Below are 4,085 nucleotides of genomic sequence, written 5' to 3' on the forward strand. Positions count from 1 at the left end.
CGAACGCCGAGCGCGCGACGCGGTCGATTTCGCTTTCGGTATAGCGCTGGGTGTTGATGCCGACGCGCTCGTTGCCCTCCTGGATGATGCCGCGTGGCTCTCCGAAATAGATGCCGGAGGTGAGTTCGCGCACGATCATGATGTCGAGGCCTGCGACCACGTCCTTTTTCAGCGAGGAGAAATCCGCCAGCGCGTCGAAGCACTGCGCCGGGCGCAGGTTGGCGAAGAGGTCCATTTCCTTGCGCAGGCGCAGGAGGCCGCGCTCGGGCTTCACGCTGAAATCGAGGTCGTCGTATTTGGGCCCGCCGACGGCCCCGAGCAGGACGGCATCGACCTCTTGCGCCTTTGCCATGGTGTCATCGTGCAGCGGCGTGCCGTGCGCGTCATAGGCGCAGCCGCCGACGAGATCCTCGCTCACATCGAAGGTGACCCCGCGTTTGTCGCCGAACCAGCCGATGATCTTGGTGACCTCGGCCATGACTTCGGGGCCGATCCCGTCACCGGGCAGGATGAGAAGCGAAGGGTTGCTCATGGGCGTTGGTCCTTGGTTATGGCTTTGAATGATGCAGGTGGCCTATAGCCAAGGCGTGGCGGGGTCAAGAAAGCGCATGCTCAGGGCAGTGTCAGGGCAGTGTCAGATCGACCCAGACGAGCCGGTGACGGCTGGCGGAAGCGCTGTCCTCGGGCCAGTGGATGCCTGCGTCTAGGATGCGCAGGTCGCGCGACGGCAGGATGTAGGAGACGCGCAAGCTGCCGGGGCCGGGGTCTGGCCAGTTGACCGTGTGCAGGCGCGGATCGCCGGATTTGTCGGGTGTGGGGGCGACAGGGCCGGGGCGCATCGGACGCGGGTCTTGCAGGCGCGGATCGGCAAGCAGGGCGCGGATTGCGCCCTGCCGTCCGTCGCTGTCATCCGGGTCGAGATTGGCGTCGCCCATCAGCACGAAGCGCGCCTGCGGGGGCGGGCCGAAGGCCCCGTCGAGAAACACCTGCCAGAAACGGATTTCGTCGTGGTTGCGCCGCCCGTTGGCGTCCTCGGGTCCGTCGAAGACCGGCGGTGTGGCGTGAAATGCGAGGAGATGAAGCGGCCCCGAGGGCAGCATCACCGGCACCACCCATTGCCCGGTATAAGAGAGCCGCTGCACCGCCTGCGCCTTAGGCGAGGGGAAGGGCGTGCCGTCGTCATGCGTTGGCAGCAGCGCGCCGGGCAAATCCCGCCACAAATGATCGCTGAAATCGTGCACGCCGTCGTGGTCGATGGGCAGGCGCGACAGTAGCGCCATGCCGCCCTGACCGGTAAACGCGCCATAGCCCTGCGCGTCGCGCGCGTCGCAGCAGCGCCCGTCGCCATCCATGTCGAGCCCGGTATAGAGCCCGCTATTGGGGCGCAGTGCAAGGATGTGCGGATAGTGCGGACCGTCCTGCGCCAGCCGGTCGCGCAGGGCGCGCAGCGCGTGCAGGTCATGGTCATGATCGACCTCCTGCAGGAGCAGGATGTCGGGGGAGAGGGCCGCGATCACCGCGGCGATGGCGGTGATCTGCGGGTCGTCCTCGCGCAGGATATCGCGGAGCAGCAGACCGGGGCCCCGGCGTTCCAGTTCGACATTCCAGGTGGCGAGGCGCAGGCTGTCGGCGATGGCGGGGGAGCCAAGGCAGAGCAGCGCGAGGCAGAGCGCGATCAGGCGCGTTGCAGCCCGTTGCCCCCGAGATCGTCGGCGGCATAGGCGCGGCGGCGCTTGTCCTCGATCATGTCGGCGATGCGGCTCATCGCGATGCCGCGGATCAACATGCTGGCAGGAAGAAAGGCCCATGCTGTCATCGTCCAGATCAGGGTTTGCGGATGCGCGATCGAGATCGGATCGACCAGGCTCGAGGCCGCGCTCATGGCGGCCGGGATCAAGAATGGCAGCAAAGATCCTAACACAACGTTAAGACCGGCATCCCGGCGCAGCCGGTGCAGTACATCGCCGCCGCCGGTGGGATCGAAGAGCGGCAGGTTGATCCAGACGTTGAACGCTCCCGACCGGGCGGGCCAGCCCAGCAGCCGCACCAGCGTCAGAAAGACGAGGATCATCCCCAGCGACACGGTATAGGCCACGCCCGCCGCCATGCGCACCATTTCAATCAGGGCCGCATCGGCATCGGTGGGCATCATCAGCACCACGAGGCGCACCGGCGAATAGGGGAAATCCACCGCTTGGCCCAATCCGTGGGCGAAATGCGTGATAAGGACGGTCCAGACGGTCGGATCGCTCTGGCCGCGCAGGATCAGCGACAGGGTGACAAGGATCAGCGCGAGAGAGAAGAACTTGATGCGGTTGAACGGCGGCGCAAAGCGGAACTCGATGATGCTGGGATATTCGCCGTAATATTCGATGAAGGTCATGAACCCGGCGATGAACGACAGCACGATCACGATCTGCGCCGTGTCCGGTGGCGTGGACGGCATCAGAAGCGCCGGTGTCGCCACCAGCAATGCGATCAAGATGGCCCGCGCGAGCGCGCCGGGAATTTGTGAGAACAATGCCCGTTCCCTTTCAACTTGGTCGGTCGCGATACGTCGCCGCGTCCTTGGTCCAACTTGATCCCGCATATTATGGCGGGTTGCCTCATTTCCGCCCAATTTTTGCCTACTTTCGCAATTGATCACAAGACTTTGGTGAATCTGACGAAAGATATTGGGCGAATTGAGGGAAGGACTGGTGCAGGATTACATCATAGTTACGTCAACTTTGCGGCATAACCCCATGTAACCACAGCATCTTGGGGTGTGGGCGGGGCGAGGCACAAGAGCGTTTGCCAATGAAAAACGCCGCGAGCGATGTCGCGGCGTTTTTTATGGTTGCCATATCCGGGCTCAGACCCAGGGGCGTTCCTGAGACGCGCGCGCCTCGAAGGCGTCGATGGCGTCAGCCTTGGCCAGCGTCAGGCCGATATCGTCGAGCCCTTCCAGCAGGCAGTGCTTCTTGAAGGCGTCCACCTCGAAGGAGAAGACCTGACCCTCGGAGGTCGAGACGGTCTGCGCCTCCAGATCGACCTCGATGCGGGCATTGGCACCCTTCTCGGCCTCTTTCATCAACACGTCGACTTGCTCTTGCGGCAGGGCAATCGGCAGGATGCCGTTCTTGAAGCAGTTGTTGTAGAAGATGTCGGCATAAGAGGGTGCGATGACGCAGCGGATGCCGAAATCCTTGATCGCCCAAGGGGCATGCTCGCGGCTTGACCCGCAGCCGAAATTATCGCCGGCGACAAGGATCTGCGCGTCGCGATATTGCGGCTTGTTGAGCACGAAATCGGGGATTTCATTGCCGTCATCGTCATAGCGCATCTCGTCGAAGAGATTGATGCCCAGCCCCGAGCGCTTGATCGTCTTGAGGAACTGCTTGGGGATGATCATGTCGGTATCGACATTGATCAGCGGCAGGGGCGCGGCGATGCCGCTGAGTTTTTCGAACTTTTCCATCACATCATCTCCCGAACATCGGTCAGCCGACCTGTTACCGCTGCCGCCGCCGCCATGGCGGGGCTCATCAGGTGTGTGCGGCCGCCGCGGCCCTGACGGCCCTCGAAGTTGCGGTTCGAGGTGGCCGCGCAGCGCTCGCCGGGCGAGAGTTGATCGGGGTTCATGGCGAGGCACATGGAACAGCCCGCAAGGCGCCATTCAAAGCCTGCCTCCTTGAAGATGTCGGCAAGGCCTTCTTCCTCAGCCTGAGCGCGCACGAGGCCGGAGCCCGGCACGATCATCGCACGCTTCACGGCGATCTTCTTGCCTTTCAGGATCTCGGCGGCAGCGCGCAGGTCTTCGATGCGGCCATTGGTGCAGGAGCCGATGAAGACCGTGTCGATCTCGACCTCGCTCAGCTTTTGCCCGGGCTTGAGACCCATGTAATCGAGCGCGCGACGGGCGGCATCGACCTTGCCACCGGCGAAGCTGGACGGGTCCGGCACCTCGGCGGTGATGGGCAGGACGTCCTCGGGGCTGGTGCCCCATGTGACGACGGGGGCGATTTCCTCGCCCTTGAGGGTCACGACCTTGTCCCAATGCGCGTCATCGTCGGAATAAAGCGTTTTCCACCAGTTGAGCGCGG

The 4,085-nt window shown here is 63.6% G+C and carries 5 protein-coding genes; all 5 read right to left on the reverse strand.

The window, feature by feature from the left end; genetic code table 11:
* The coding region (locus VKP01_RS00640) for an isocitrate/isopropylmalate family dehydrogenase (RefSeq protein WP_324409712.1) at positions 1–532 on the reverse strand (532 nt) is incomplete at its 3' end.
* A 91-nt stretch (positions 533–623) separates the two neighbouring features.
* Positions 624–1,679 (reverse strand): endonuclease/exonuclease/phosphatase family protein, encoded by a 1,056-nt coding sequence (locus VKP01_RS00645; protein ID WP_324409716.1) that lies wholly within the window; start codon positions 1,677–1,679, stop codon positions 624–626.
* Positions 1,676–2,482, reverse strand: coding sequence for a hypothetical protein (locus VKP01_RS00650; RefSeq protein ID WP_324409713.1), 807 nt, complete (start codon positions 2,480–2,482; stop codon positions 1,676–1,678). Before VKP01_RS00650 ends, VKP01_RS00645 begins: the two co-directional genes overlap by 4 nt.
* 372 nt (positions 2,483–2,854) lie before the next feature.
* Entirely contained in the window at positions 2,855–3,460 is a 606-nt protein-coding gene (gene leuD, locus VKP01_RS00655) for a 3-isopropylmalate dehydratase small subunit (protein WP_324409714.1), read from the reverse strand.
* Positions 3,460–4,085, reverse strand: a 626-nt coding sequence (locus tag VKP01_RS00660) for an aconitase family protein (protein ID WP_324409715.1), incomplete at its 5' end; no start/stop codon positions are given. The genes leuD and VKP01_RS00660, both read right to left, overlap by 1 nt.

The sequence above is a fragment of the Saliniramus sp. genome (assembly GCF_035311605.1).
In the GTDB taxonomy this organism is placed as follows: Bacteria; Pseudomonadota; Alphaproteobacteria; order Rhizobiales; family Beijerinckiaceae; genus Saliniramus.